The 23687-nt window shown below is 69.3% G+C and carries 28 protein-coding genes and 1 pseudogene; 15 read left to right on the top strand and 14 right to left on the bottom strand.

Features of this window, described 5'->3' with window-relative positions:
* Nucleotides 1–2 precede the first annotated feature (2 nt).
* From KLK06_RS42520 to KLK06_RS42480, 9 genes are all read left to right on the top strand, one after another.
* Complete coding sequence (locus KLK06_RS42520; protein ID WP_214641394.1) at nucleotides 3–929, top strand: ABC transporter permease; 927 nt, start codon at nucleotides 3–5, stop codon at nucleotides 927–929.
* Between the two features lie 14 nt (nucleotides 930–943).
* Nucleotides 944–1879, top strand: a complete 936-nt coding sequence (locus KLK06_RS42515; RefSeq protein WP_214641393.1) for an ABC transporter permease — start codon at nucleotides 944–946, stop codon at nucleotides 1877–1879.
* Nucleotides 1876–2868, top strand: a complete 993-nt coding sequence (locus tag KLK06_RS42510; protein WP_214641392.1) for an ABC transporter ATP-binding protein — start codon at nucleotides 1876–1878, stop codon at nucleotides 2866–2868. The genes KLK06_RS42515 and KLK06_RS42510 overlap by 4 nt, the downstream gene beginning before the upstream one ends.
* A complete protein-coding gene (locus KLK06_RS42505) occupies nucleotides 2861–3880 on the top strand; it encodes an ABC transporter ATP-binding protein (protein WP_214641391.1) in 1020 nt (339 codons plus the stop codon). Before KLK06_RS42510 ends, KLK06_RS42505 begins: the two co-directional genes overlap by 8 nt.
* 375 nt (nucleotides 3881–4255) lie before the next feature.
* Nucleotides 4256–5275, top strand: coding sequence for a zinc-binding dehydrogenase (locus KLK06_RS42500; protein WP_214641548.1), 1020 nt, complete (start codon nucleotides 4256–4258; stop codon nucleotides 5273–5275).
* Between the two features lie 147 nt (nucleotides 5276–5422).
* Nucleotides 5423–5809 carry a DUF2255 family protein gene (locus KLK06_RS42495; protein WP_214641390.1) on the top strand — a complete coding sequence of 129 codons (387 nt, stop codon included), beginning with the start codon at nucleotides 5423–5425 and terminating at the stop codon, nucleotides 5807–5809.
* A gap of 78 nt (nucleotides 5810–5887) precedes the next feature.
* Nucleotides 5888–6871 carry a LacI family DNA-binding transcriptional regulator gene (locus tag KLK06_RS42490; protein WP_214641389.1) on the top strand — a complete coding sequence of 328 codons (984 nt, stop codon included), beginning with the start codon at nucleotides 5888–5890 and terminating at the stop codon, nucleotides 6869–6871.
* A 56-nt stretch (nucleotides 6872–6927) separates the two neighbouring features.
* Nucleotides 6928–7185: a hypothetical protein gene (locus KLK06_RS42485; protein WP_214641388.1), complete on the top strand. Its 258-nt coding sequence runs from the start codon at nucleotides 6928–6930 to the stop codon at nucleotides 7183–7185.
* 123 nt (nucleotides 7186–7308) lie between these two features.
* Nucleotides 7309–9768: a beta-glucosidase gene (locus KLK06_RS42480; RefSeq protein ID WP_214641387.1), complete on the top strand. Its 2460-nt coding sequence runs from the start codon at nucleotides 7309–7311 to the stop codon at nucleotides 9766–9768.
* A gap of 585 nt (nucleotides 9769–10353) precedes the next feature.
* Here the strand turns inward: KLK06_RS42480 and KLK06_RS42475 are convergent.
* Nucleotides 10354–10572, bottom strand: coding sequence for a hypothetical protein (locus KLK06_RS42475; RefSeq protein WP_214641386.1), 219 nt, complete (start codon nucleotides 10570–10572; stop codon nucleotides 10354–10356).
* 140 nt (nucleotides 10573–10712) lie between these two features.
* Between KLK06_RS42475 and KLK06_RS42470 the strand changes: the two genes are divergently transcribed.
* The gene (locus KLK06_RS42470) at nucleotides 10713–11264 is read left to right on the top strand and encodes an RICIN domain-containing protein (protein WP_214641385.1); all 552 of its coding nucleotides are present in this window, start codon (nucleotides 10713–10715) and stop codon (nucleotides 11262–11264) included.
* A gap of 854 nt (nucleotides 11265–12118) precedes the next feature.
* On the opposite strand, the gene KLK06_RS42465 is transcribed toward KLK06_RS42470, so the two are convergent.
* From KLK06_RS42465 to KLK06_RS42440, 6 genes are all read right to left on the bottom strand, one after another.
* Entirely contained in the window at nucleotides 12119–12640 is a 522-nt protein-coding gene (locus KLK06_RS42465; RefSeq protein ID WP_214641384.1) for a hypothetical protein, read from the bottom strand.
* A 123-nt stretch (nucleotides 12641–12763) separates the two neighbouring features.
* Nucleotides 12764–13354 (bottom strand): hypothetical protein, encoded by a 591-nt coding sequence (locus KLK06_RS42460; protein ID WP_214641383.1) that lies wholly within the window; start codon nucleotides 13352–13354, stop codon nucleotides 12764–12766.
* A 285-nt stretch (nucleotides 13355–13639) separates the two neighbouring features.
* Nucleotides 13640–14155 carry a nucleoside 2-deoxyribosyltransferase domain-containing protein gene (locus KLK06_RS42455; protein WP_214641382.1) on the bottom strand — a complete coding sequence of 172 codons (516 nt, stop codon included), beginning with the start codon at nucleotides 14153–14155 and terminating at the stop codon, nucleotides 13640–13642.
* A complete protein-coding gene (locus tag KLK06_RS42450; RefSeq protein ID WP_250906875.1) occupies nucleotides 14152–14535 on the bottom strand; it encodes an HIT family protein in 384 nt (127 codons plus the stop codon). The genes KLK06_RS42455 and KLK06_RS42450 overlap by 4 nt, the downstream gene beginning before the upstream one ends.
* A 21-nt stretch (nucleotides 14536–14556) precedes the next feature.
* Nucleotides 14557–14838 carry a hypothetical protein gene (locus KLK06_RS42445; protein WP_214641381.1) on the bottom strand — a complete coding sequence of 94 codons (282 nt, stop codon included), beginning with the start codon at nucleotides 14836–14838 and terminating at the stop codon, nucleotides 14557–14559.
* A 40-nt stretch (nucleotides 14839–14878) separates the two neighbouring features.
* Nucleotides 14879–15178 carry a hypothetical protein gene (locus KLK06_RS42440; protein WP_214641380.1) on the bottom strand — a complete coding sequence of 100 codons (300 nt, stop codon included), beginning with the start codon at nucleotides 15176–15178 and terminating at the stop codon, nucleotides 14879–14881.
* Between the two features lie 266 nt (nucleotides 15179–15444).
* Between KLK06_RS42440 and KLK06_RS42435 the strand changes: the two genes are divergently transcribed.
* Complete coding sequence (locus KLK06_RS42435; RefSeq protein ID WP_214641379.1) at nucleotides 15445–15621, top strand: hypothetical protein; 177 nt, start codon at nucleotides 15445–15447, stop codon at nucleotides 15619–15621.
* Between the two features lie 145 nt (nucleotides 15622–15766).
* Here KLK06_RS42435 and KLK06_RS42430 read toward each other — a convergent pair whose 3' ends face one another.
* Complete coding sequence (locus KLK06_RS42430; RefSeq protein WP_214641378.1) at nucleotides 15767–15997, bottom strand: hypothetical protein; 231 nt, start codon at nucleotides 15995–15997, stop codon at nucleotides 15767–15769.
* A gap of 12 nt (nucleotides 15998–16009) precedes the next feature.
* On the bottom strand, nucleotides 16010–16282 hold the full coding sequence (locus KLK06_RS42425; RefSeq protein WP_214641377.1) for a hypothetical protein: 273 nt from the start codon (nucleotides 16280–16282) through the stop codon (nucleotides 16010–16012).
* Nucleotides 16283–16409: 127 nt separating this feature from the next.
* Here KLK06_RS42425 and KLK06_RS42420 point away from each other — a divergent pair, with 127 nt between their 5' ends.
* The 3 genes from KLK06_RS42420 to KLK06_RS42410 all read left to right on the top strand — a co-directional run bounded on the left by KLK06_RS42420 (nucleotide 16410) and on the right by KLK06_RS42410 (nucleotide 18605).
* A complete protein-coding gene (locus KLK06_RS42420; protein WP_214641376.1) occupies nucleotides 16410–16652 on the top strand; it encodes a hypothetical protein in 243 nt (80 codons plus the stop codon).
* A 777-nt stretch (nucleotides 16653–17429) separates the two neighbouring features.
* Nucleotides 17430–17699: a hypothetical protein gene (locus KLK06_RS42415; RefSeq protein ID WP_214641375.1), complete on the top strand. Its 270-nt coding sequence runs from the start codon at nucleotides 17430–17432 to the stop codon at nucleotides 17697–17699.
* Between the two features lie 39 nt (nucleotides 17700–17738).
* The gene (locus KLK06_RS42410; protein WP_214641374.1) at nucleotides 17739–18605 is read left to right on the top strand and encodes a hypothetical protein; all 867 of its coding nucleotides are present in this window, start codon (nucleotides 17739–17741) and stop codon (nucleotides 18603–18605) included.
* Nucleotides 18606–18843: 238 nt separating this feature from the next.
* On the opposite strand, the gene KLK06_RS42405 is transcribed toward KLK06_RS42410, so the two are convergent.
* The 5 genes and pseudogenes from KLK06_RS42405 to KLK06_RS63280 form a co-directional block, all read right to left on the bottom strand.
* A complete protein-coding gene (locus KLK06_RS42405) occupies nucleotides 18844–20694 on the bottom strand; it encodes a tetratricopeptide repeat protein (RefSeq protein WP_214641373.1) in 1851 nt (616 codons plus the stop codon).
* Nucleotides 20694–20984, bottom strand: coding sequence for a hypothetical protein (locus tag KLK06_RS42400; RefSeq protein ID WP_214641372.1), 291 nt, complete (start codon nucleotides 20982–20984; stop codon nucleotides 20694–20696). Before KLK06_RS42400 ends, KLK06_RS42405 begins: the two co-directional genes overlap by 1 nt.
* Before the next feature lie 453 nt (nucleotides 20985–21437).
* Entirely contained in the window at nucleotides 21438–22280 is an 843-nt protein-coding gene (locus KLK06_RS42395; protein WP_214641371.1) for a hypothetical protein, read from the bottom strand.
* Between the two features lie 152 nt (nucleotides 22281–22432).
* The gene (locus KLK06_RS60595; protein WP_250906874.1) at nucleotides 22433–22726 is read right to left on the bottom strand and encodes a hypothetical protein; all 294 of its coding nucleotides are present in this window, start codon (nucleotides 22724–22726) and stop codon (nucleotides 22433–22435) included.
* Nucleotides 22727–22850: 124 nt separating this feature from the next.
* Nucleotides 22851–23363: pseudogene (locus KLK06_RS63280) on the bottom strand (serine hydrolase domain-containing protein); the annotation flags it as partial.
* Between KLK06_RS63280 and KLK06_RS60590 the strand changes: the two are divergent.
* Nucleotides 23311–23601 (top strand): hypothetical protein, encoded by a 291-nt coding sequence (locus KLK06_RS60590; protein ID WP_250906873.1) that lies wholly within the window; start codon nucleotides 23311–23313, stop codon nucleotides 23599–23601. The pseudogene KLK06_RS63280 and the gene KLK06_RS60590 sit on opposite strands and share 53 nt — an antisense overlap.
* Nucleotides 23602–23687: the final 86 nt, after the last annotated feature.

The raw sequence follows: 23687 nt of genomic DNA, 5'->3' as shown, positions 1-23687 counted from the left end.
GTGTGCTGACCTTCCTGCGGCGTCGCATCGCCTCCAGTGCGATCCCGCTGGTCGTCGTGATCCTGGGCGTGTTCTACCTGGCGCGCCTCACCGGCGACCCGTCGAATCTCTATCTGCCCCTCAGCGCCACTCCGGAGATGCGGGCGGAGTTCGCCGCCCGGCACGGGTTCGACCAGCCGCTGCTCGTCCAGTTCGGTGACTATCTGGCGCAGGTGTTCCGGCTGGACTTCGGCGAGTCGCTGCGGACCGCCGAACCCGCCGCCGACGCGGTGCTGCGGGCGTTCCCCGCGACGCTGCAACTGGCGGGCGCCACGATGATCCTGGCGATCCTCGGCGCGATCGTCGTCGGGAGCTGGGCGGCCTACCGGCCGAACTCCCTGGCCGATCGGGTCGCCAGCTTCACCTCGACGACCGCGGCCAGCATGCCGGACTTCTGGTTCGCCATCATGGGCGTCCTGGTCTTCGCCGTGGCACTCGGCTGGCTGCCCACCTCGGGCACGGAGAGCGCGGCGGCCTGGGTGCTGCCGGTGCTCACCCTGCTGATCCGGCCGTTCGGCGTGCTCGTGCAGGTGGTGCGTGGCGCGATGGTCACGGCGCTGTCCGCGCCGTACATCAAGGTGGCCCGGAGCAAGGGCGCGGGGGAGCTGCGGGTGGTCTTCGGCCACGCGTTGCGCAACGCCGCGCCGCCGGCGCTCACCGTGGCCGGCGACCTGACGGTCGGGCTGGTCAACGGGGCCGTGGTCGTCGAGACCATCTTCGGCTGGCCGGGCATCGGCAAGCTGATGATCACCTCGATCCTGCAGCGCGACTTCGCGGTGCTGCAGGCCGCGGTCCTGGTGACCGCGATCACCATCTTCGCGCTCAACATCGTCATCGACGCCTGTTACGCGCTCCTGGACTCGCGGGTCCGCCAGGGGGTGACGACGTGACGAACGGAGACCTCATGACTCCCGGTGACGCTCCTGCCGCCTCGCGGGCTACTTGGTGGCGGCTGCTGCTCCGGGACCGGTTCGCCTGCGTGGCGGTGGTGATCCTGCTGGTCGTGGCCGCCTCCGCCCTCATCGGGCCGATCCTGCTCGGCGATCTGGCCGTGAAGCAGAACCTGCGGGCGGTCAACCGGCCGCCGTTCAGCCTCGACGACGGCTGGGCGTTCCTGCTCGGCAGCGACTCCCTCGGCCGCAGCCTGCTCGCCAGGCTCATCGTGGCGAGCCGCACGACGCTCTCCGTCGCCGTCCCGGCGGTCGTGGTCTCCCTCGTCGTCGGGTCGATCTGGGGGATGTGGGCGGGCTACCACCGCGGCTGGCGGGAGAACGTCTCCATGCGCGTCGCCGACGTCATCCTCAGCTTCCCCTCGCTGCTGCTGGCCGTGGTCGTGCTGTACGTCTTCTCCCCCAGCGCCGGGAACATCGTCCTGGTCCTGGCGATCGCGCGGATCCCGATCTACCTGCGCGCCGCCCGGGCGGAGTCGGCCGAGCTGCAGAGCCGGCTGTTCGTCGACGCGGCGCGCACCTTCGGCGCCAAGAGCTGGGCGATCATCGGCAGGCACGTGGCACCGACCGTACTGCCCACTCTGTTCACCGTCGCGACCCTGGACTTCTGTTTCGTGATGCTGACCGAATCGTCGCTGAGCTTTCTGGGCATCGGCATCCAGCCGCCGGACATGAGCTGGGGCCTGATGGTCGCCCAGGGACGGCAGGTGCTGCAGAGCGCCTGGTGGATCGCCGTCTTCCCGGGACTCGCCATCGTGGTGACCACCGTCTCGGCGACCGTCCTCGCGTCCTGGGCACGCCTGGCCATGGACCCCGGCCAGCGGTGGCGGCTCACCTTGCCCCGCTCGCGCCGCGAAGCCCGCCACAAGAACAAGGAGGTGCGGGCGTGAGCGAGTCGAACGGGTCCCCGGTGCTGGAGGTGGATCGGCTGTCGGTCGACATCCGAACTCCCTCCGGGACGGTACGCGCCGTGCGCGAGGTCAGCTTCTCCGTACGCTCCGGCGAGACACTGGCGCTCCTGGGCGAGTCGGGCTGCGGCAAGAGCATGACGGCGCAGGCCATCGTCGGCCTCCTCGACCCGGTGGCCCATGTGGCCGGCGGCGCCGTACGCCTGGACGGGACCGACGTCCTCACCCTGTCGCCGTCACAGCGCAGGCGGCTGGCCGGTCCCGGCCTGGCCATCGTCTTCCAGGACGCGCTCACCGCGCTGAACCCCGTCCAGACGGTCGGCGCCCAGCTCGCCGAGCCGTTCAGGATCCACGAGCGACTTTCGCGCCGCGCGGCGCGAAAGCGAGCCGTCGAGCTGATGGAACGGGTCGGCATCCCCGAGCCCGCCGCCCGCGTCGGCGCCTATCCGCACCAGTTCTCCGGCGGCATGCGCCAGCGGCTGCTCATCGCGCTGGCGATGGCGCTCCACCCCAAGGTGCTGCTCGCCGACGAGCCCACCACCGCCCTCGACGTCACCGTGCAGGCCCAGATCATGAAGCTGCTGCGCGAGCTGCGCACCGAGCAGCAGGCCGCGCTGATCCTGATCACCCATGACCTCGCGGTCGTGGCCGAGCAGGCCGACCATGTAGCCGTCATGTACGCGGGCAACATCGTCGAGACCGGCCGGGTGGCGGACGTGTTCGCCCGGCCGCGCCACCCGTACACCCGAGGGCTGCTCGACTCGGTGCCGGCCGAGGTGGCGCGCGGAACCACCCTGAAGTCCATCCCGGGCAGCCCGCCCGACCTGCACTCGGTGCCCTCGGGCTGCGCCTTCCGCGCGCGCTGTCCGATGGCCCGCGACGTGTGCGCGGAGCAGCGCCCCGTCCTCGTCGAGGCCGGACCCGGGCGCATGTCCGCCTGTCACCATTGGAGGGAGCTGACCGATGACTGAGCCCGCCACATCCACGATGGAGGCTCCCCTGCTGGACGTGGCGGGGCTGAGCAAGAGCTTCCACGTGGCGCGCGGCCCGTCCGGCCGCAACCGTCTGCGCGCGCTCGACGGAGTCGACCTGCGGCTGGAGCGCGGCGAGACGCTGGGCCTGGTCGGGGAGTCTGGCTGCGGCAAGTCGACCCTCGCCCGGGTGCTGCTCATGCTGGAGCGCCCGGACCAGGGGCACGTCAGGTTCGAGGGCACGGACCCGTTCGCGCTGCGCGGCAAGGAGCTGCTCAAGTGGCGCCGCCGGGTCCAGATGGTCTTCCAGGACCCGTTCGCGTCACTGAACGCCCGCCTGTGCGCCGAGGACATCGTCGCCGAGCCATGGCGCACGCACCGTGACCTGGTGCCGGCGAAGGAGCGCGGCAAGCGGGTGGCCGAACTGCTCGAGATGGTCGGGCTGCGGGCGAGTGACGTCCGCCGTTACCCGCAGGAGTTCTCCGGCGGCCAGCGTCAGCGGCTGGGCATCGCCCGCGCGCTCGCCCTCGAACCGGACGTCATCGTGTGCGACGAGCCGGTGTCGGCGCTCGACCTGTCGGTCCAGGCGCAGGTGCTCAACCTCCTCACCGACCTGCAGGCCAGGCTGGGCGTGTCGTACGTGTTCATCTCCCATGACCTGTCCGTCGTCCGCCACGTCGCCGACCGGGTCTCGGTCATGTACCTCGGCAAGATCGTCGAGACGGGCCCGACGAAGCAGGTGTTCGATCAGCCACGGCACCCCTACACCGCCGCGCTGATGTCGGCGGCGCCGGTGCTCGACGTCACCCCCGGAGCGCGGCGCGACCGGATCCTGCTCAAGGGCGAGGTGCCCTCCCCGCTCGACCCGCCGTCGGGGTGCCGCTTCCGTACCCGCTGCTGGAAGGCGCAGGACATCTGCGCCCAGGAGCCGCCGCCCCTGGAGCCGTCCGGCGACGAACAGCGGCACGCGGCCGCCTGCCACTTCCCCCTCCAGGAGGCGGCCGCCCGGTGAAGCGCCCAGGGTGCGCCGCCAAGCGTCGGCGCATCCTGGCGGCACCGAACGCGGCGTGCTGTCGTATCGAGAGCGCGTCAGGTCCCTTGATCTGTCGCCCTACACGCGCCTGGTGACCGCGGACCCGCGCGGTGGGGGGCCCTGTCAGACCCCTGAACAGCGTTCCCCGGTACAGCTCACCCTGCCGCGCGGCGGGCGGTGACGGCACAGTGGACGCAGGCCGTCGGCGGGGGTCGGGCGGTGGCATGACGGGGCCGCAGCGGGTGGTGGACGGCTGGTCGCGGTCCTGCTGTGGTCCGTCCGCATCGCGCCACGCCGTTCGACATCCGCAGGCAACGACAAGGACCATGGGAGGGCCTCGTGCGAGCAACTTTGATGTACGGTGCCGGCGACGTGCGCGTGGAGGACGTGCCCGACCCGGTGCTGCGGGAACCGGCCGACGCGGTGGTGCGGGTGCTGCGCTCGTGCGTCTGCGGCAGTGATCTGTGGCCGTACGGAGCGATGCCGGCTTCGGAGCAGGGCCGGCGCATGGGGCACGAGTTCCTCGGCGTCGTGGCGGACGTTGGCTCGCGGGTGTCCGGGCTGAAGCGGGGTGATGTCGTGGTGGCGCCGTTCGTGTGGGCGGACAACACCTGCGACTTCTGCCGCGAGGGCCTGCAGACGTCCTGCCGCCACGGTGGCCAGTGGGGCCTGAACGGCGTGGACGGCGGCCAGGGCGAGGCTGTACGGGTGCCGCAGGCCCAAGGCACGCTGGTGAAGCTGCTGGTCGGCGAGGACTCGGAGCTGCTGCCGTCGCTGCTGACGCTGTCGGATGTGCTGTGCACCGGCCACCACGGCGTGGTGACGTCCCGGGTCGCGCCGGGCAGGTCGGTGACGGTGATCGGCGACGGCGCGGTCGGCCTGTCGGCGGTGCTGGCCGCCGAGCGGCTCGGCGCCGAGCGGATCATCCTGATGGGCCGCCACACCGACCGTACCGACCTGGGCCGCGACTTCGGCGCCACCGACGTGGTCGCCGAGCGCGGCGAGGAAGGCATCGAGCGGGTACGCGAGCTGACCGGCGGCGACGGCACCCACGCGGTCGTGGAGTGCGTCGGCACCAGGCAGTCGCTGGAGACGGCCCTCGGCGTGGTCCGCGACGGTGGCGTGGTGAGCCGGCTCGGCGTGTCGCAGTACACCGAGGTCCCGATGGGGTTCGACACGCTCATGCGCAACATCACCCTCACGGGTGGCGCGGCACCGGCCCGCGCCTACATCGAGGAGCTGCTGCCCGACGTCCTCGACGGCAAGATCGAGCCGGGCCGCGTCTTCGACCGCACCGTCGGCCTGGACGAAGTGTCCGACGGCTACCGCGCGATGGCCGACCGCAAGGCGCTGAAGGTGCTCATCCAGCCCTGAGCGCCATGCGCCGCGCGGTCAACCCGGCGCCGGGCGGCCCCGAGCATCCGAGAACAGGAGCATCGACTGTATGAGGAACTCGTCGGCCGGGCCCGCAAAGACGTCGAGACCGTACGCCAGTCATGACCCGACGAAGGAGATGAGCCGATGGCCGCCTGGACGAGCGATGAGCTCACCAAGATCGGAAACGCGGAAGAACTGGAGCTCGCGTCCCTGAGAGGTGACGGCAGCCTGCGCGACCCGGTGACGATGTGGGTCGTCCGCAACGGCGACGACCTGTACGTCCGCTCCATGCACGGCCGCGACGGCACCTGGTACCGCGGCACCCAGACGCGCCGCGAAGGCCACATCTCGGCCGGTGGCGTCGACAAGGACGTCACCTTCGCCGACGCCGATCCCGACGTTCACGGCCGGCTCGACGACGCCTACCGTGGCAAGTACCGCCGCTACGGCGCGAACATCGTCGGCGGCGTCGTCAACCCCGATGCGCGCGCCGCGACGATCAAGCTCGTGCCCCGCTCGCCAAGCTCGTAGCCGGCCGGCGCCCCTTCTGGGCTCATCACCCGACTGTTACGATTCACCCCGGATACGTACGGGACGCCTGGGGGGTCGATGGCAGCCAGGCCGCGCCGGATCACCTCGATCGATGTGGCCCGGGAGGCCGGGGTCTCGCAGACCACGGTCAGCTACGTGCTCAACAACGTGTCACACCAGAAGATCTCCGAGGAGACGCGGCGCCGGATCTTCGCGGCGGTCGACAAGCTCGGCTACGCCCCCTCCGCCGCCGCGCGCACCCTGCGCCGGGGCCGCAGCGACCTCGTGCTGGTCGTCCTGTCCGACGTACCGCTCGGCGTCGCGCTTTCCCAGATCGTCGAGCACCTCACCGACGACCTCGAACGGCACGGCCTGACCGCGATCACCCGCCGCGAACGCCGGCTGCCCGTGACGGCGCTGGCCCGCGAGCTGGAACCGGTGGCCATCGTCTCGTTCACGCCCATCTCCGCGGAAGACCAGGCGAGCCTGCGGGCGGCCGGCATCCGGGTCGTCAGCACCCGGCTCGACGGTGGCGGGGAGAACATCCTGACCGTCCCGCAGACCGAGATCGGCCGCCTGCAGGCCGGACACCTGGCCGCCACCGGTCGCCGTCGCATCGGCTACGCGGCGCCGGACGATCCACGCGTACGCGAGTTCTACGACCTGCGTCTCGGCGGGGTCCGCCAAGCCTGTGCCGAGCTGGGGCTGGAGCCGCCGGACGTACGGGATGTCCCGCTGGACGCGGCCACGGCCGCCGGGGCGGTGCGGGCCTGGCACGCCGCGGGCGTCGACGGCGTGTGCGCTTACAACGACGAGACCGCGTTCGCGCTGCTGGCCGGGATGCGGGCCGCCGGCCTGACCGCTCCCGGCGACCTCGCGGTGATCGGCGTGGACGACATCCCGCTGGCGCCCTTCGCCATGCCGCCCCTGACCACGGTCGACCAGCACACCCAGACCGTGGCCGGGCACCTGACGGAGATGATCCTGCGGGCTGACGGCGCACGGTCGCCGCAGTCCCCGCGGACCGAGACCGCGAGCCTGGTGATCCGCGAGTCCGCCTGATCTGGAGATCTCATGCGTCGTGTCACGTGGTTGCTTTCGCTTGCCCTCGTATCGGGGTGGGCCGCTTAACCGGCCGCCGCCCCCGTTCCCGCGAAAAGGTCAGCAGATCCGCGGCCTTCTGGGACGAGTTGCTCGCTTTGAGCGGCGAGAAGGCCGGAAATGAGGCGCCGGATCTCACTCAGGCGCAGGCCAAGCCGTACCTGGATCTGGAGGACCTGGAGTGCGGCAAGGAGTTCTACACCCGCGACGCCCCGAGGCATGCCTCGATCGACGCCCGGGTGTGGGGCGAGTATGGTCCGCTGCTCGGACGCTGAAGGTGTCGGTGTAAATCGTTTCAATCGTCGCTTGTGCTCGCCTCGGGGGTGCGGCTACGTTTACCGAAACGTCTTACTTCTACGTATCAGTTAGCTGGCACCCCCGAGCTCAGGAACCCCCTCATGAACCTGGAAAGCCTTGTCGCCGCGCTCTCCCTGCAGCAGAAGGTGAGGCTGCTCACCGGCGCCGATTTCTGGTCGCTCCACCCCGAACCGGCCGTGGGTCTGCGCCGGTTGGTCGTCTCGGACGGGCCCGCCGGCGTCCGTGGCGAGATCTGGGACGAACGCGACACCTCCGTCAACGTGCCCTCGCCCACCGCGCTCGCCGCCACCTGGGACGAGGCCCGGGTCGAGGCGATCGGCCGCCTGCTGGCGGCCGAGGCGCGGCGCAAGGGCGTGGACGTCCTGCTCGCCCCCACCGTCAACCTGCACAGGTCCCCGTACGGCGGGCGCCACTTCGAGTGCTTCAGCGAGGACCCGCTGCTGACCGCCAGGATCGGCGTCGCGTACGTGCGGGGCGTGCAGGGCGGGGGGGTGGGCGCGACGGTCAAGCACTTCGTCGCCAACGACTCCGAGACTCAGCGGATGACTCTCGACGCCCGGGTGGACGAGCGGACGCTCCGCGAGCTCTACCTGGCGCCTTTCGAGGCCATTGTCCGGGAGGGCGAGGTGTGGGCGGTGATGGCCGCGTACAACGGTGTGAACGGCGCGACCATGACCGAGAACCCGCTGCTGCGTGACGTCCTGCGGGACGAGTGGGGGTTCGACGGGGTCGTGATGTCCGACTGGTTCGCCACCGGCTCCACGGAGGCGGCCGCCAACGCCGCGCTTGACCTGGTCATGCCCGGGCCGTCGGGTCCGTGGGGTGAGGCGCTGGTGGCGTCGGTGCGGGCGGGCGCGGTGCCGGAGGCGGCCGTCGACGAAAAGGTGCTGCGAATCCTCCGCCTGGCCGCGAGGGTCGGCGCCCTGGACACCGCCGACACCGCCTTGGGTGGCGAGGCGTACACGGAGCAGCGGGTTGCGGCGGAGGTGCGTGCTGCCGCCGCGGCTGGGTTCGTGCTGGTCCGTAACGAGGGTGGCGTGCTGCCGCTCGGGCACTCCGGGCTGCGCAGGGTCGCCGTCCTGGGACCCAATGCGGAGGTCGCCAGGACTCTGGGGGGTGGGAGCGCCACCGTGTTCCCGCCGTACACGGTCTCCCCGCTGGACGGTCTGCGGGCCGCGGTCGGCGACGGTGTCGAGGTGACGCACGCCATCGGCGTCGTCGCACACACCCGCACGCCGATCGCGCGGCCTCCCTGGCTCGCCCTGCCCGACGGATCGGGCGGTGGCACCGACGGGTCGGGCCACTGCGCCGAGGTGCGGTACCTCGACGGCGACGGGTCCGTGCTCGCCGTGGAGCCGCGCGACGGAGGCGCGTTCAACTGGGTGATGGGCTCCTTCCCCGAGGCCGTCGCGCGCGAGCGGCTCGCCACGATCGAGGTCCGCGCCCTGATCAGGGCCACGGAGGCGGGCACGTACCTGATCGGCTCCTCGGGGCTCGGCCGTCACCGGCTGATCGTCGCCGGCCAGGAGGTCTATGACGTCGTGCTCACGCTGCCGCCGGGCGCCGACATCGTCGAGGCCATGCTGACGCCGCCGCAGCGGACCCACCCCGTACGGCTGGCGGCGGGGGAGAGCATCGAGGTCACGCTGGTACATGATCTCGTCCGGGCGGAAGGCATGCTGCCCGGCCTCACGCTTCAGCTCAACCTGGAGACGCCCCACGGCACGGACGACGAGGAGATCGAGCGGGCCGTCGCGCTGGCCCGCGATGCCGATGTCGCCGTGGTGGTCGTGGGCACCAACGAGGAGGTCGAGAGCGAGGGGTTCGACCGGACGAGCCTGGCCCTGCCGGGGCGGCAGGACGAGCTCGTCCGCCGCGTCGCCGCCGCGAACCCGCGCACCATCGTCGTGGTCAACTCCGGCGCCCCCGTCCTGCTGCCCTGGCACGACGAGGTCGCCGCGGTCCTGCTCACCTGGTTCCCGGGGCAGGAGTACGGCAACGCGCTGGCCGACGTGCTGTTCGGACGAGTGGAGCCCGGCGGGCGGCTGCCCACCTCGTGGCCGCTCCGGGAGGGGGACCACGCCGCCACGCAGCCGGTCGACGGCGTGCTCACCTACGACGAGGGGCCGGCGATCGGCTACCGCGGCCAGGTCGAGGCCCTCTACCCCTTCGGTCATGGCCTCGGCTACACGACCTGGGAGTACGGCCCCGCGAAGGTTCGCCAAGACGGTGCGACGGCCGAGGTCACCGTCCTGGTGCGGAACACCGGTGACCGGCCCGGACGCGAGGTCGTGCAGGTGTACGCGAGCCGCCCCGACAGCGCCATCGAGCGTTCTCCGCGCTGGCTGGCCGGGTTCGCCACGGTCGATGCCGCGTCAGGCGAGGAGGTCGCGGTGACGGTGACCGTCCGGCGGCGGGCCGTCGAGCACTGGGACGTCGCGGCGGGCCGCTGGGCCGTCGAGCCGGGCACCTTCCGGCTGGAGGTCGGCTCCTCCTCGGCGGCGAAGACCCTTTCCGAGGCGCCGGGTCTCACCTTCTGACGTACCGGCGCACGTGCGTGATCAGGAAGAGGCCGTCGGCTGGAGGCCTCCGCAACCGCGTGGGCCAACAAGTACACTCGGCAGGTCTTCTCCCCGCGCTCGCGGGGATGTGCCCCGGCCCACCTCGGCCGGGTGACCTCACACACCCAATGGGGAGAAGCATGACCGAGCCATCGCATTCGGCGTAAAGGGGAGTGAGCGGGGGCGGGACTTCGCAGTCGGTCTTCGCTCCCCGCAGCGCGCCGTACGGGGTGATCTCGCGTTCGGCCTGGCGGGTGCACTCATAGCCAGCCTAACGGTTAGCCTAGTGATCAGCATTACGCTCGGCTCTGTAATCGAGTCCACGCAGGTGCTTGGCATTGGGCTTGGCATTGGCCTTGGCGTCGGTCTTGGCATCGGAAATAGTGGAGCAAGATACGCGTGCGGGCTGGTCTGCGCGGCACTGCGACGGCGGTTACCTTGGCGCTTTGCGGCACTTTGCCGGTGGGCATGTGACGCCGGTCTGCTGCGTGTCGCCGGGGCGAGCTACCAGTTCCGACACCGCGAGCTACAGGACTGGTTGACTCGCACCAATCGCGTATGACATCAAGTGCGAGCGCCAGGAGCCGGGCGGGGCCCGACGAACGCGATCAGCGTCAGGACCGTCGCCCACCGGCCTGCCCTGGCCGCGCGCCGCAGCGCGAACGCGGCGAACACCGCGACGACGGGGACGCCCCCCGTCGTGGTCCATGAGGTGAGGGTGTGCAGGTCGCCGCGCAGCGGCGCGAACGGCGAGGGGCTGGCGAGACGCCTGACTCGGTACACAGCACGAAAGGATGCCCGGAGAGGTAAGGCGTACCTCTCCGGGGGCCATCGGCCACCTACCTCCGAAGGCATGTTGTCGCTGCTTGGCCATCCGAAAGAATGTCACTCTCCGAAGTCAATCGATTACAGGGGAGAGTGGTTTGAGGAAGACACACCAGGGGCCGCGCCGCAGTATGCGCGGCCTCGCGATGATGGCGGTCCTGCTGCTCAGTTTCTCGGCAATGGGCTGCCTAGCCGCCACAGCCACCGCCGACAGCGCCCAGGCCCCAGCTCAGGGACCTGGCGTCTACCGGATCGTCAATGCGGCGTCCGGCACTGCGTTGCGGGCCTACAAATCGGGCGGGACGATCTTCGTCTCCAGCACCCTGGAGAACCCGGGCCCCTTCGAGCTGTGGGAGATCGCCCAGGCCGAGGACGGATACACGATCAAGAACGTCGGTCTCAGTCTCAACGGGCCCCCCGCCAACGCCTCGGCACGGCAGACAGAGCAGGGTGAGCCGGTCGTCACCGGCAGCGCGCCGACGACCTGGTCCATCAGACCGGCTGGTGGCGGCACCTTCGTCATCAAGGTGCCGAATGATGACCTGCTCTGGAACGCCGAGCCCCCGGTGATCCCGCGAGGCGATGTGAGGCTGCGCGGCGCAGACGGATCCGCCGCCCAGCGCTGGAGGCTCGAACTCATCCGCGACTGAGAATCGAAACAGGCGTTCCTGCAGCGCGGCATCCAGCACCAGGCCCCCTCCGACGTGCCCTGCGATCACCGCGCGGCTGAGCGCCGACGCCGCCGAGCACGTCTCCGACGCCGTGCACCGGGTTTTCGACGCGGCCCGGGCGTGCTACTTGGGCCGCCACCGCGAAACAGGCCTACAGCCCAATCGGGTCGGCCGTGGGGCAGACGATCACAGAGGACCGGTTCACGTCGGCCACCCTGAACGCCGCCCCGCGCACGGAGTTCGGGGACGTGACCGTCGTCTACCACCTCGCGCCCGGCACGAAGGCGCTCGACATCAACGACTTCCGACGTCCCCTGCAAGCGGGACGAGCGGTGGGCTGCCGGGGCTGCGGGCGTTGGTCATCCCGGGGACGTTCGGGCGTCGGCGCGACCGTTTGCGACACCCATGCCTGCCGTTCCGCCTACTGGCGGGCGCGCCGACGTACCGCAGGGCAGACCGCACAGCCGTCACGTGAAAGCGTCACACCCGCCCCGAGTGTCCTCAGGAGCCGGGCAGCGGCCTTCATAACGCCCACCAGTCACCAACCAGCTGCCGAACCGCCACGACAAGAGCGCGGCAGAAACAGCGACATCAACCGTGGCACGTCACAATCGATCACGTGGAACGACCTTCGCGCCATCATCGGCATCCCCCCGAAACCCCTTGAAGGGACCAGCAGAAGGATCATGGACACCGAGAACCAAGTCCAGGCGACACGCACAAGTCGTGACCTGGCTCAATAACCTGATCGACCCCCTCGAAGGTGGCTCAATTATCTGCTCAGCCAAGCGCCGGGGACCGGTGCGCTCCTCGCCAGCGGAGAAGCGGGCCACTCAGACTCGTCGCCTCTTCTTCACTGCTGCTTGCAGGGAGTGCAGCAGTTTCCGCTCGGCCTCTTCGGTCCTGGACTGGATGTTCCACTGCCGGACGTCGTCGACCAGGGTCTCGATCGCATCGTTGAGTCGGCTTCGCAGCAGGCCGGGGGCGAGCACTTCCCCCGGAACCGTCTTGACCGTGATCCCATGGCAGAGGAACTGCCGTACGTCGGTCAGCACGTTCTCGATCCGGGCCGCCCCGCGGGCGTGCCCGGCGCCGGGCACGGCCAGCACCAGCCCCGACGACGACGGCTCAATGCCCGTGGTCTCCTTCGACCCGTATCTCAGCCAGGTCACGAACAGCGCCAGGTCGGCGGCCGCCGTACGCCAGTCCCGGCCCGTCCGGACGCACCAGCGCAGGTAGAACGCGATGTGCCCGGCGTACGCATGGGTCGTCAGCTCCGCCTGGTCCCGGCCGAACCGTACGTGGCGAAGGAACGCGTCCGCCTCCGGCACTACCGCCAGCTCGTCATCTAGCACCGTCCAGTACCCGACCCCCGACGGCAGTCGAACTGGGAAAGCTCACAAGCTCCGCTCCGATCTCGTCTGCAACATGCCACTACAGAAGGTGACAGCCTCAGAGATGCGTAGCAGAACCCCAGGTCAACCCGCGGTGTGCAACGTCCCACGACACTCTTGTGCACCGGGGAGAACGAGGTGGAGGATACGGGTTTGGTGCCGTCGGCGGTTGCTCGCGCGGCCGCGTCGTGTTTGCCGGATAGTCCGTCGAATCCGCCGCCGGAGTAAGCAGGAGATGCCGTACTCCTCTCCGATTCGCACGAGTTGAGGGACCATGCCCGCGGTCTCGCACCACAGCTCCAGCCGGACGGGTTGGCCGGCCTGCCGGTCAACGCGGTAGTCGTCGACCGTCGTCTCCACGGCCGTCCAGAAGTCTTCGGGGCCGGTGAAGGCGGGCGGGGCCTGCACGGCGATCTGGGTGTCGTCGCGGATCACGTCCCAGGTGATGCGGCCGGAGCGGCGGGCCATGCCGACGTATTCGCACAGGCGCTTGTATTCGCGTTCGGTTTTCGCCAGCATGCCGTCGCTGAGGAGCACGTAGAACAGCTGGCGGAGGGAGACGGGTCGGTGGTCGCGGTAGCGATCGAGGACGGCGTCGACCGCCGCCAGCACCCGGAGGGTTTCCCGCTTGGGCCGCCAATGCGGCTGCGGCCCGCGGGGGCGCTTGTTCGGCATCGTGGCCTCCTGCGTCCAGAGTCCGCCATGGCGTCCTTTCGCTCAAGAGGTCGGTGACGTGCCGGGAAGCACGGCAACCCCGGATAGTTTGGCCAGTGTTCATCCAGGCTCAGCAGCTTCGGCCGCGGCCGACGGTGCCAACAGTCCCGAGGTGAGATCGGCACAGGGAGCCTCTGGCCCTTGGTCCCGGACGTCCTATTCGAGACGCTGGGGGCAGGCGCACGTGGCGGTGCTCGACGGCGCTCGAGCGCGGCCATCCGGGATTTCCACTAGGCCGACCGCGCTTTACCGGACTACTGAGTGCTGCGGGCGGGTCGGCGTGGCGACGATGGCCAGGGCCGCGGCCACGGTTTCATGCAGCGTCGCGCGCACGGGCACACCGTGGCGGCGGGCTACATAGATCAGGTACCGGTTCCGCTCGGGATTCGGGCAGTCAGGCGGGCAGCCGAGGACGGCGCGGCCGGTCGCGACATCGAGGCCGAATTCAACGTTGGTCGTGAAACCGGGCAGGGTGCGCAGGTCGCGCGGGATCCAGAAGAGGATGGCGTCGGCGGCGGCGCGGGCGTCGGTCTCCCAGCCGACCTGGTCGTCGTAGTGCTCGGCGCGCTTGCCGCCTCGCGATTCGGGTGTGAGGACGGTGAGCTTCTGGCCAGTCCACTGGGCGGCCAGCTCCTCGATGGCGGCGGGGCGCCAGGATTCGACGTCGCCGCCGGCCCGAGGGGTCGGCCCGGCCAGGAAGACCTTGGGGCCGCAGGCCGGGATCGGCTCGCGGGCGTAGACCACGGTCATGGTGTGTGTCATCGGGTGCCTCCGGTCTTCGCGGCGGTCTGCTGCGGGGTCCAGGGCAGCGGGAGCTTGTCACCCTGCTCGCGGGGGACGACATGGATGTGGAGGTGGAAGACGGTCTGGGTGGCCTTGCTGCCTTTGGAGGTGATGATGTTGGCGTCTGGATGCTCGGCCATCAGTTCGGCGGCGCAGGCCATGGTGCGGGCGGACACGTCGGGGTCGACTCCGGCGTCCGCTACGTGCGTGGTGGGGATGACCAGGACGTGCCCGTCGTTGACGCCGCCGCGTGGGCGGATGGCGATCACTCCGCGATCGTCCCACCGCCGAACGACGGTGGCCGGGGCCTCTCCGACCGCGATGGCGCAGAACACGCAGGTTAAAGGCTGGGCAGCCATCGTCAGGACTCCTTGGTGCGGTCAATGGCTCGGTGCTTGCTGCCAGCGCACCTGATCGCGATGGTGTGTCGGCCCGCAGGGGGGCATCTTGTACCTCACGAGATTGTCGGTGAGCTCGGGGACACCGGCAGTGCCGAGCACGACTCGCTGGCCGCGCGGGTGCCGACCGTCCGGACCGAGGATGTCGCGGGCGGCCGCGGGGTTGCTCAGCCGGTCTCGTACGTCCTTGGTCCGGCTGGCCTCCAGCGACGGGCCGCCGTCGAGGTGAAGGTAGCCGAACGAGATCAGTTTCAGTGTCGTCATGGGGAATCGTGCCTTCCTGGGCGCGCCCTCTCTGTGGGGGCTATCGGTATTCGCCGCCATGGTCGGCTCGCCAGCCCGCGGGCAGCGTCAAGACGGCAACGCTAGCTCGGTAGCCGGGCTCGTGAATGGTGGTGTAGGCGCCGCTGTAGGTCAGCCGGTAGGCGTCGCACAGGCTCGGCGCGGGCGCCAGGTGCAGTCCGACCGCCCACCAGGTGTACGTGGCGCTCGGCAGGAAGAGGGAGCCCATGTCGTCGCCCATCGGGGCCTGAACTGCCTGCAGCGTGGCGCGCAGCCAGTCGCGCGCGGCGCCGGTGATGCGCGAGACCATCCCGATCTCCACCTGACCGAACGTGTCACTCTGACGGGGTGCTGAAGGTCATGCCGCCGAGGCGATGCCGCGGTGGAGGTAGATCGTCAGGTCCTGGCCCAGCTTGGACTCGGTCTCGAGTGAGTCCCATCGAAGGCGTCTCCAGCTGCTACCTAGCGCCGACACTCACCTTCGTAACTCTGTACCCCCTACTCATCCCCCGCCTTCTCCTTCCAGAGGGCTAGCACTTGGATGACCTGTGCGGCGCAGCATGGCGTTAAGGTAAGCGGGGGTGACCCATGGCGCGCCGCAGGACACTCGCACCGGCCCTGGGGACGGCCACGCTCGTGATGCTCGGCATCGTGATCGGCCTGCCGGTCAATGTCGTCAGCGACTACCTTCCGGACAATGTCACCGCCAACCGGCCCGCCTGGATCGCCGGTCTCGCTGGTGCCGAGCAGGCTGTCAACGGCTAGGCCCTGCAAATGGGTCAGAACAAGCTGACCCTGTCGATGGGCTGACGATCTACCCGGTCCCTCGCTACCACCGGGATGGTTATGGCGAGGCCTCCGCACCATACTGACTTGTCATCGGGTCTCGTGCGGGGGCCTTGTCGCGCCGTCAGTCGAAGTACTTGATCAGGAAGATCGCGATGAACAGGCCGATGAAGCCGAAGAACAGCCCGTAGCCGATGGCGCCCGCCAGGGTCACACGGCGCTTGGGGTATTCGCTCGGGTCCGGCAAGCGGCCCTCGGCCTCCAGGCGCTCCATCTCGCGCGCGATGTCGCGATCTTCCAGCGCGTCGTAGAAGGCGTCATGCATTCGGTCGTACGGGTCATCCCTGTGGGACAAGGTGGCTCCTTGTCAGTAGGCCCTGAGGACACCCAGCCAGCTGAGGGTGCCGAGGATCACGAACGGGGTGAAGATCACGGCGGCTGTGATGAGGATCGCCTTGATCTCCTTGGAGGTGGTGCGCTGCCGCTCGGGGTAAATGCCGTCGTCCATGGCTCGCAGGATCTGCATCTCGATCGCCTCATCGGCCAGTCGGCGGCTGCGGTAGTCGACCCAGCTGGTGTGGTGCCCGTGGTGGTGGCCATGGTCGTAGCGGTCGTCCTGGTACTCGCCGAGCCCGCTCACGCGGTGCTCCCAGCTCGAGTCGAAGCCCGTCCCCGTTGTACTGACCGGAGTTGTTCATGGACCGTTCCTCGCGGCCGGGGGACCTGGACCTTACCACTTTTGAGCGTCATGATCTGATGATTGTTGTATGGCTGATATGTCCGCTCTGACCGTACGGGTCCGCAACGCCCTGGAAGACTTCGGCGAGCAGTTCCGGATGAACCTGCCCGGCGGCCGTAGCGACTATGAGATCGGCTACCAGCGGGTCACCGACGTGGTCGTCTCCAAGGTGGCCGGGCCGACCGCGATCGATCTGGTGGAGGGCACCGACTACGTCCTCGAGCCGATCGACAGCGATCGGACTTGGCAGGCCCGGCCGTACCGGTCATGAACATCGGCCACGGCTCGATCCAGATGGTGCGGACTGCGACCTCGGCCATGATGAACGGCGGCAACATCGCGACAGCGGTGTGAGGCGGGAACGTCCGCATCGGTGAGCGGGTTTGCGGCGGGGCTCGGCTGGGGTTAAGACGTACGGGCGAAGCCCGTTCCTTCTTGAGGTGTTTGAGGGAGCGGGCGGCATAGCCGCCCGCTCCCTCCCCCTAGGAAATCTACTTTGTAAAGGGCGTCGATTAAGACAAGATCGTATCCAAAGGATCACAAAGGCACGGGCTTCGCCCGTCCGTCATCAAAAATCAAAGGGCTGCCTGAGCGGTCGCGCCGAACGACGGGCCAAGTCCCGGTGTACCTTCGTCGACGAACTGGCGGTGGCGGCCCCGTCGCGGAGACCGAGGCGGGGGGCAATCTCCGCCCAGGCGACGCCGCGGCGCCGGGCCATGTCGATCAGGTTGCGTTGTCGACGTCGAGGTCTCGCCCGATGTCGACGAAGACCGAGAGGGCGTCGGTGAACTCGCCCACCAAGCGGCGGCGGCTCCGCGTGCGGCGAACCGAGACGTCGGTATTCTCCAACCTGGAAGTGACTCATTGAGCGACGTGAAGTAGGGGCTCGAAGCTCATGATCGACAGTCGTTCTGGGGAAGACCCCAATGACAGCGCCTCAGCGGCCGCCAAAGCCGATCAATCCACGCCCCGTCAGTCCAAGAAGGCCGGGAGCGGACCCCAGCGGCCAGCGGGGGCCCGCTCAGCGCCCGTCGTGCCGGGCCGGATCATGACCGAGCCTGAAGAGGTTTTCCAGCGGGAGGTTGTACGCCGTCACGAGGTCCCCTACGCACCGCTAGTCAGCGCTACAGAGCCCGAAGAGGTCTTCCAGCGGGAGGTGCTCGATCGGCACCGGCGGCCCGGCGCGGCGGCGCACACCGGCATCACGTCCGAACTGGGCGGTCGCGCTCTCGCCGACCCGTCCGACGACGCCTCGGTCGCCGCTGACCGGGCTTGGTTGGCCGCCATGATGGCCCATCGCACCGAAGACGGCCGGTGAGCGTCGCATCAGAGCGGTCGCCCGGCCCCGGAAGGGGTGATGCGCGGCCGCCCCGTCGTCACCGCCACGGCCGAGCTCGCCCCGGCCGCCGACGTCGACCAGTTCGGCGAGCTGGCCATCGAGCACGGCGAGCACGGCCCGGAGATCGCCGAGCGCGACTGGTGGCGGTACGCCATGGTGCGCCTGGCCCAGGATGTGACCACGGGCAGCCCGTACGTCGACCGGCCGACCCACCGCCGCGCGGGCAAGGTGCTGACCCTGCAGCAGTCCGGCCGCGAGGGGTGGCCGATCGACACGAGCACCTGGCAGACGAGCAGCGACATTGACCTCACCGGTTTCGTGCCGGACGCGGCTGTGGAGATCGTCGACGTCCTGGAGGAGATCCCGCCGCGGCTCGCCGACCCGGTCGAGCCGATGCACGCCCGGCTGGCCCGGCGCTGGCGGCGGGCCATGGCCCTGCTCGAGCACGTCGCCGGCGACGACACCGCGACCGTTGGCGACCGGGTGATGGTGCACGACCATCGCCAGCAGGTCACCCGGGACGCGCAGGACCTGGTGAACCAGGCACACCGCGCCGAAGAACGCCCGGAGCCGGAGCTGCTGCGCCTGGCCGCCGACATCCTGGAGCAGGTCGTCCAGCAGGGCGCGAGCGGCTACCAGTGGGATGTGGACGGCACCCGTGCGGTCGCCATTGACCTGCGCGCTCTGGCCGACGACCCAGCGCACGGCGGGCCCCACCTGAACGCGCGTCTGTGGGCCGCTGAGAAGGCACTCAGCACGGCGCTGCAGGTGGACGGCGCGGTGGGGGTGGACGCCCGGCTCGGACCGCACGAGCGGAAGCAGGCGGAGGTGCAGTTCGGCGCACGCCTGACCGCGGTGCTCAGCGGCGACGGCGACCAGGCCTGAGGCGTGACGTTCCTGGCCAGATGCCACGGGACCACGGACTGCCCGTGGTCTCGTGGCATGTCGCAGGGTCTTCGATCGTTATCTTGGGCTGTTGACCTCTTTCCCCAGGTCAAAGGAGGATGATCTTGTCCGGCACGTGAGGCACGTTGTGGCGAGACGGTCGGCGAAAGCGCGGAGTTCTGACTGCTATCGGCTGAACTCCGAGCGGATCTCGGTCCTCGCGGATGATGTTCGGCGGCTACCCTTTCAACACCTTCCGCACGCGAGAGGGGAGGTGCGCCCCGGCGTTGAACATGCGGACGATCCACCTGGTCTTCGGGTCATCGTCGTGCGCGAGCATGGTCACGTACCTCCTGATCCTCATGCCGAAGTCGCGCGTCGTCTCGTCATGGGGGCCGCGGGATTCCGCGAGGCCGGTGAGGACCTCCCACCAGAGCAAGAGCACCAGGAACGTGTGGCCGACGTGCCACTTGAGGTCTTCCGCGTTCACGTAGGCCTCGGCAAGGTTCCACTTGGCCAGCAGGGTGAGGGAGTGGTGCCTGCCCAGGGCTCGTTCCGCGTCTGTGATGAGCTGCCTGTAGTGGGCGAAGGCTTGGCGGTACTGCTTTCGCCGTTCTAAGAGGCTGCCGAGTTCGAGCCGGGTCTCCAAGGTGTCGAGATCATCGGGGCCGAGTACCCGCTGCTTGTCCGCGACGATCCGCTCGAACTCGCCGATCGTGACATCGAGTGGATCGAGTGGCGTACGTAGGATGGCCCGGCTCGTCCGCATCGACAGCAGGGCCGGGTGGTCAGATCCCACGTGCTCGGCCATCGCCTTCTCGAAGAAGGCGATGGCCTCCTGCGCCGACACCGTGCGCTCCAGGTGGAAGCCGAAGGCGTCAGCGAGCCAGGCCGAAGCGTCGTCGAGCTCGGCGAGGCCGCCTGCCGCGATGTACGCGGCGAGGTGTGGAGCCAGCCGGCTCGACGGCTCCGGTCCGTCCTTCCACGCGGTCCGCAGGGCCTGGCCCGCCGCGCGCCGGGACTCGGGGTTCCGGCTGACCGCCTGCACCAGCCGGTGCACCGAGAGCGTGTTTTCCGACCGGGTGACCAGCCCGTATGCGGCGAGGTGGCCGACGGCGATCTCGGCTTCTCCGGGGAGCAGGCTGATCGGGATGTCGTCGGGAGCGACCCAGGCCAGGATTCCCAGGAGCCGCCTTGGTAACGGCCCGTGCTGAGCGGTAAGGCGGTCCAAGGTGACCTGCCAGGTCCACCTCACAGTCCGGTCGAGCTCCCCGCCCGCATGCGTCCAGTCCAGCACCGCGCCGTCGTCGTCGGAAAGGCGCCTCAGGTAGGTCCGCGCGGGGACGCGGTTCTGAGAGATGTAGTGGCCGGCCATCTCGATGGCGAGCGGCAGCCCGCCCAGTGCCAGGCAGACCTCCTCGGCGCCGTCGAGGAGGTCGCGGTCGGCTACGCGCCTGGCCATCATCTGCACGGCTTCGTGGGTGGACAGCACGCCCAGCTGGATGGGAGGGGCGACGCCCTCCCAGCCGACGGTCTGGCGGCTGGTCACCAGGAACCGCCCGCTGGGAAGCGAGCCGATCAGCTCCGCGACCACCGACGGCTGGGTCACGTTGTCGAGGATCACCAGCCAGTCCTTGTGACCGGCCAGCCACTCCTTGGCCCACTCGACGGGCCGCTCCGGCGAGTTCCCCGGATACAGTTGCCTGGCGAGTGCTTCCAGACCGAGGTCGATCTGGGCCGGATCCTCTGCGTCGATCCACCAGATGGGGTTGCGCTTGCCGCGCTGTGTCATCGCGTACTGCGCAGCGAGCGTGGACTTCCCGATCCCACCGAGCCCCGTCAGAACCTGGGCGTTCCCGCCGGAGCGCCTTCTGAGGGTCTTGGCCAGCGCCGCAAACTCCTTCTCGCGCCCGACGAACAGGCGCGTGGCCGCTGGCGTCGAACGCAGCCGCACGATGCCAGGCGGGCTCTCCACGCTGGCGGCCGGAACCGGCGGCGGAGCCTGGACGGTGTTGTTGACGATGTTGATGGCGTCCGGCCCGGAAGAGATGTTGCCCCTGTTGGTCCAGACCCAGATCTTCCCCGCCATCAGGCACCGGGCGGGTTGATCTGGATGTTGGTCGCGTCGGCTCCGGTCGAGAGGATGCCCGAGACGTCGCCGGTCACGGTGACACCCTCACTCGGTTCGGCCCCGCCTGTGCGGTCTGCGCGGTCTGCCAGGGTCAGCCAGACCTGGCTGACCGCGCCCACAGTGACCAGCACGATCGTGGCCGCCAGCCATGCCCAGCCCCAGCGCTGGGTCAGCATCCCGGTGGTCACGTTGACAGCCGCGGCCATCACAACCGTTAGCGCGGCGGCGACACTCCGCTTCACCATCATCCCTCCCCGTCCCTGAAAGGTATTGTTCGCCGGGATCAGCCGCCACGCCAGGGCCTCAGGCTACGGCCTGCACTGCAGACCAGCCGCTGCAGGACATGGGAGTGGGGAAGGAGTGCGGCGTTCCGGACCCAAGCCCGCACAACTGCGGGGCATTCGCGGACAACCTGTCCGAGTCCACCATTCAGCAAAGGCGTGGAGGTCTCCCGGTCGACGCTTCCGTACATGGCCAACATGCCTTACGACCCCTGGATATCGGTCAGGCACGTTCCAATCCGCCCCTGTGCCTGACGTGCCAGACGACCCAGGCCGCGCCGTAGATAACCGGGATTATCTGGGGTTGTCAAGCGAACTAGCTGGTCATCCGCGTGAAGGTCTGTAAGCCACGTTAGGCAAGTTGACTTGCAATATTCGACGACGAGACCCCGCGTCAGGGATGCCGGAGTAGCACCGGGGTTAGTCGGCGGACCCGGAGCAGGAGGGCGCGGTAGTGCGCTCGAGTTCGTTGGTCAGCGTCACGGAGCGCTCATTAGCTTTGATGCGAATCCCGGCACTCCTTAACATGGTCTCGAAACTTAATATGGTCTCGAAACTATCTCTGGGGGTGACTTCACCTCGAACGAGCAGGCCAGAGGGCATGCGAGACCATGCCATGCCAGCGGGATCAACGACGGTGACGTAGTCGACGGCCGGAACCACTCCGGGGCCGGCGCCCTTGTCTCGGAAAGTCAGCCTCAGCCTGCTGATACTGCAAGGAGGAAGTGCGCCGATGTCCATCACGCTCGACATGCTCGACGTTGCGCCGGATACCGACATGCTGGACGGGAAGGAGGAGCGGCGCATTAGCAGCATGAGATTGGTCCCAGGATCAGTGAACACGAGGCTGCTGCTGAGCCCGACGGATGCGGGCATGGGTTCGTAGCCGCTGTTCTGGATCGCGAGGATGACCTGGTCCTGGGCGGTGTGCTCGGTCCACCAGGTGACCTTGGAGGCGAAGCCGGCGAGTCTGCGCTGCCGCTGGTCGTCGTTCTGCTGCTGCTGAAGGATGAAGGTCATGACGGAGACCACGAGGGCGGCCAGGGCGGCGACGCCCGCGAGCACGGTGCCGATCATCGTCCAGAGGGAGACCACGCGGCCGGTGGCGTCGGTGCTGCCGGTCGGTGCGGTCTGCGTCGCCGACGTGCTGCCCGGCCGGTGCGCCGCTTGATCGGTGGGCTGCGTGGACTTGCGGCGCTGGGCTGCGCGTGCGCTGGCGAGGAAGATGACGGCCAGCGCCAGAAGGTTCCGGGGGCGTCCCATTCGCGTGATTGTAGGTTCGCCCCGCCAGGCCGAGGGCCCTCTCGAAGGTTCCTCCCATCTTGACGGTTATCAGTCGAGAAGTCCCACCAGCACAAACGCCCCGAAAATCAGCCTGTGGCAGGTTCTTCTCATCGCCGGTGCTGGACCCATCGTCAGCCCGCCGCCGTCTCGGTGAGCCGGGCTTCCAGGTCGGCGATCATCTGGGTGAGCAGGCTGGTGTTCTCGTGCCGGACCGCTTGCGGGCCGAGTTTGTCGATGCCGACGACCTTGGTGATGCACTCGTCGGCGGCTTGGGCCATGGTGGCGAACTCCCCGCGGGCGATCGAGCGGGGGTTGGCGGCCTCGAACGTCGTGGCGCGGTGCATGTCCTTGACCGAGGTCATCGCCGCTCGGGCGGCGGCCATGGCGTCGCGGGCGCTGAACTCGTCGCCGTGACCGGCGCGCATGTAGCGGGTGACGAAGATCCGGCGCCGGGCAGGGTCTCGTCGGGCGCGGTCGGGGTCGGTGGCGGGTGGACACCAGGCCGCCGCTGGGACCGAACTCGTAGGTGGGCAACTGGTCGGTCAGGTCCACCTCACCGCCCCGCGGCTGGCCGGGGTGCACCCCGTAGGTGTGGGCGTGCGGCCCGCGGATGCCGTAGTCGCCCTTGGCCGGCCAGTACGTGTCCAGCATCCCGTACGGCTTGAGGATCAGATCCCGGCTCGCCTGGCGGAAGTCCTTACCGGTCACCGCGGTCACGATCATGCCGAGGACCAGGTAGTTGGTGTTGGCATAGGCGAAGGAGCCGCGGGGCGTGGGCTTGAGCGTCAGCGCCACCTTCAGGAAGTCCGGGAAGGGTTCCTTCCACTTGATCGCGTTGAGGAACTCGGGCAGGCCGCTGGTCTGCTGCAGCAGCATCCGTACGGTGATCTCTCGACCGTCGATCTCGGCCCCGTCGCCGGTGCCACGCAGCACCCCGGGCAGGTAACGCTCCACCCTCGCGTCCAAGTCGATCTCCCTCTGATCGACCAGCCGCAGCACCGTGGCGGCAATGATCGGCTTGCTCCCGCTGGCAATCCTGAACCGACCCTGGGGGCCGATCATCGCCTTCCCGGTGCCCCGCTCCGCGGTGCCGGAACGCCGGGTCACGCTCGCGCCGCCCGGACTCCGCACCTGGCTCAACGCGCCCGCCATGCCGTCCCCGGTGGTGAGCAGGTCAAGGCGGGACTGCGGCGCGGGCGTTGCGGCGGCGAAGGCGGGGGCGACGAGGGTGAGGACCAGGGAACAGGCGACAGCAGCAGTGTCAATGGTCGGGTGCGTGTCGCCGCTGGTGGCCAAGTAAAGGTCCCCACGTCTTCGTAGTTGACTATTTCTTGGTGAGGCGTCTGCCTGTCCGGGTTCGTGCCTGTTTCATGCGGAAGGACTCGC

The organism is Nonomuraea sp. NEAU-A123 (genome assembly GCF_018603905.1).
In the GTDB taxonomy this organism is placed as follows: Bacteria; Actinomycetota; Actinomycetes; order Streptosporangiales; family Streptosporangiaceae; genus Nonomuraea.
The sequence above is the reverse complement of the archived record's forward strand: the minus strand, read 5'-3'. Positions and strand labels throughout refer to the sequence as shown.

Bases quoted from the DNA above. Each gene is read 5' to 3' on its own strand.
- KLK06_RS42515 (WP_214641393.1), top strand. From the start codon at position 944: ATGACTCCCGGTGACGCTCCTGCCGCCTCGCGGGCTACTTGGTGGCGG.
- KLK06_RS42505 (WP_214641391.1), top strand. From the start codon at position 2,861: ATGACTGAGCCCGCCACATCCACGATGGAGGCTCCCCTGCTGGACGTG.
- KLK06_RS42500 (WP_214641548.1), top strand. From the start codon at position 4,256: ATGTACGGTGCCGGCGACGTGCGCGTGGAGGACGTGCCCGACCCGGTG.
- KLK06_RS42495 (WP_214641390.1), top strand. From the start codon at position 5,423: ATGGCCGCCTGGACGAGCGATGAGCTCACCAAGATCGGAAACGCGGAA.
- KLK06_RS42490 (WP_214641389.1), top strand. From the start codon at position 5,888: ATGGCAGCCAGGCCGCGCCGGATCACCTCGATCGATGTGGCCCGGGAG.
- KLK06_RS42480 (WP_214641387.1), top strand. From the start codon at position 7,309: ATGAACCTGGAAAGCCTTGTCGCCGCGCTCTCCCTGCAGCAGAAGGTG.
- KLK06_RS42460 (WP_214641383.1), bottom strand. From the start codon at position 13,354: ATGCCGAACAAGCGCCCCCGCGGGCCGCAGCCGCATTGGCGGCCCAAG.
- KLK06_RS42455 (WP_214641382.1), bottom strand. From the start codon at position 14,155: ATGACACACACCATGACCGTGGTCTACGCCCGCGAGCCGATCCCGGCC.
- KLK06_RS42450 (WP_250906875.1), bottom strand. From the start codon at position 14,535: ATGGCTGCCCAGCCTTTAACCTGCGTGTTCTGCGCCATCGCGGTCGGA.
- KLK06_RS42445 (WP_214641381.1), bottom strand. From the start codon at position 14,838: ATGACGACACTGAAACTGATCTCGTTCGGCTACCTTCACCTCGACGGC.
- KLK06_RS42435 (WP_214641379.1), top strand. From the start codon at position 15,445: ATGGCGCGCCGCAGGACACTCGCACCGGCCCTGGGGACGGCCACGCTC.
- KLK06_RS42420 (WP_214641376.1), top strand. From the start codon at position 16,410: ATGGCTGATATGTCCGCTCTGACCGTACGGGTCCGCAACGCCCTGGAA.
- KLK06_RS42415 (WP_214641375.1), top strand. From the start codon at position 17,430: ATGACCGAGCCTGAAGAGGTTTTCCAGCGGGAGGTTGTACGCCGTCAC.
- KLK06_RS42410 (WP_214641374.1), top strand. From the start codon at position 17,739: ATGCGCGGCCGCCCCGTCGTCACCGCCACGGCCGAGCTCGCCCCGGCC.
- KLK06_RS42405 (WP_214641373.1), bottom strand. From the start codon at position 20,694: ATGGCGGGGAAGATCTGGGTCTGGACCAACAGGGGCAACATCTCTTCC.
- KLK06_RS42400 (WP_214641372.1), bottom strand. From the start codon at position 20,984: ATGATGGTGAAGCGGAGTGTCGCCGCCGCGCTAACGGTTGTGATGGCC.
- KLK06_RS42395 (WP_214641371.1), bottom strand. From the start codon at position 22,280: ATGGGACGCCCCCGGAACCTTCTGGCGCTGGCCGTCATCTTCCTCGCC.
- KLK06_RS60595 (WP_250906874.1), bottom strand. From the start codon at position 22,726: ATGCGCGCCGGTCACGGCGACGAGTTCAGCGCCCGCGACGCCATGGCC.
- KLK06_RS60590 (WP_250906873.1), top strand. From the start codon at position 23,311: ATGATCGGCTTGCTCCCGCTGGCAATCCTGAACCGACCCTGGGGGCCG.